Genomic DNA, 1,734 nt, shown 5'->3' with positions numbered 1-1,734 from the left:
TGCGGGAGTGGCGGAATTGGTAGACGCGCTGGATTTAGGTTCCAGTATCTTAGGATGTGAGAGTTCAAGTCTCTCCTTCCGCACCACGTTCTTAATTAGAACTAAAACTCATCCAAATTTAAAGTTGGGATATCGCCAAGCGGTAAGGCACCAGGTTTTGATCCTGGCATTCCCAGGTTCAAATCCTGGTATCCCAGCCAATTTTCTAACCGTTCTCCTTTGTACTATCTAAAATTAATTCTATTATCAAATAGATCATCTTCTATAAAATCTATCCAACTAATTCAATATTTTAAGACCAGTCGCTAAACATCTAGTGATATAAATGTACTGTAGCTGATTGAAAAAATAATAAGTTTAATAATTTAATTCTGTAAATAAAAACACTGCTGATTCATAGTGAAAATTGAGTTACTTAGTCGTTTTATTAAAAATCTCAATACTACTAATATCAAGTTTAGTCTCATAAATTTTATTACGCATTGCTATTACTACATAATGCTTTAGCTGCCTTTATTTAAGTATTTTTCTATAAAACGCCCTAAAGGTAGTGGCTTGCTAAAATAATAGCCTTGAAGGAATTCACAATTCATTGATTTAAGTACTTCTTGTAGCTCCTTCGTTTCGATTCCTTCTGCAACCACGTTACAATTGAGCCGATGTGCTAAAAATAACGTCGATTCTACAATTGCATAATCAGCTATCTTAGTAAGCATATTATTAATGAAAGACCGATCTATTTTAATTTGATTTATAGGTAGCTCTCGCAGTAAAGATAAGGAAGAAAACCCGGTACCAAAGTCATCTACACTAAATTCAAATCCACGACTGTTAAGTTTATACATCATTGCTCGAGCAGCCTCCAAATCAGTCATCATTGCACCTTCTGTAATTTCAAAAACAATGTAGTTACTTAACGTAGGGTCTTCTTTAAGGAGCTCTTCTATAAACTCTACAAAACTCTCACTTTCAAGGTCTCGTGTTGATAAATTTACGTGCATGGTGCCAGTAAAACCTAACGATTTTAGACGCTGTAAATTTTTTATTGTTTCAATTACAACCCATTGAGTGATATTAAGAATCATCCCTGTACGCTCAGCCACTTTGATAAATTGATCAGGAGTAATAAACGAACCGTCCTTCTGCGGCCACCTAATTAATACTTCTGCGCCATGTATTTCGTCAAAACGAGTGCAAAATATTGGCTGAAAATAAAGCTCAAATTCATGGTTTATAAGGGCGTTTTTTATTTTTGTAGTCATATCAAGAAAGTTATCAGCCCTTTCACTCAACCCTTCAAAATAATTAACAAATAACTGCTGTGTGCTTTTAGCTTCAAGTAAAGCTAAATCTGCATTTTTAAATAACTCATTGGCATAAAACGCATCTTGAGGATATGAGCTAACGCCGACTTTTAGCTTTAACCATACTTTTTGCGCACTAATTAAAAAAGGCTCTTCAACAGAACCCTTTATAACGTCTATACAATCATAAATATCTTGCTCATTTGCTGAATCTAAAATTAACGCAAATTCATCACCGCCAATTCGGTGCAGTTCACCTATGTTTAATAAATTTAGATTTAACGTTTTGGAGAATATGCACAACAATTCATCTCCTAAGCTATTACCGTAGAGCTCATTTACACGTTTAAAATTACTTAAATCAAATAAAAATAAACTAAATGGTTGCTCATTATTAATATGCTGAATCAATAGATTAAAAAAACACTTG

General features: G+C 33.8%; 1 protein-coding gene and 2 tRNA genes. 2 read left to right on the top strand and 1 reads right to left on the bottom strand.

Annotated elements, in window-relative coordinates:
- Window position 1 precedes the first annotated feature (1 nt).
- Both P20480_RS00355 and P20480_RS00360 read left to right on the top strand, forming a co-directional pair.
- Window positions 2-86 (top strand) — tRNA-Leu (locus P20480_RS00355).
- 39 nt (window positions 87-125) lie between these two features.
- A tRNA-Gln gene (locus tag P20480_RS00360) sits at window positions 126-200 on the top strand.
- Between the two features lie 303 nt (window positions 201-503).
- On the opposite strand, the gene P20480_RS00365 is transcribed toward P20480_RS00360, so the two are convergent.
- Window positions 504-1,734 (bottom strand): putative bifunctional diguanylate cyclase/phosphodiesterase (locus P20480_RS00365; RefSeq protein WP_050547959.1); only part of this gene is annotated, 1,231 nt, incomplete at its 5' end.

The organism is Pseudoalteromonas sp. BSi20480 (assembly GCF_000241365.1).
GTDB lineage: Bacteria > Pseudomonadota > Gammaproteobacteria > Enterobacterales > Alteromonadaceae > Pseudoalteromonas > Pseudoalteromonas marina.
This window is presented reverse-complemented; position numbering and strand designations above follow the sequence as displayed.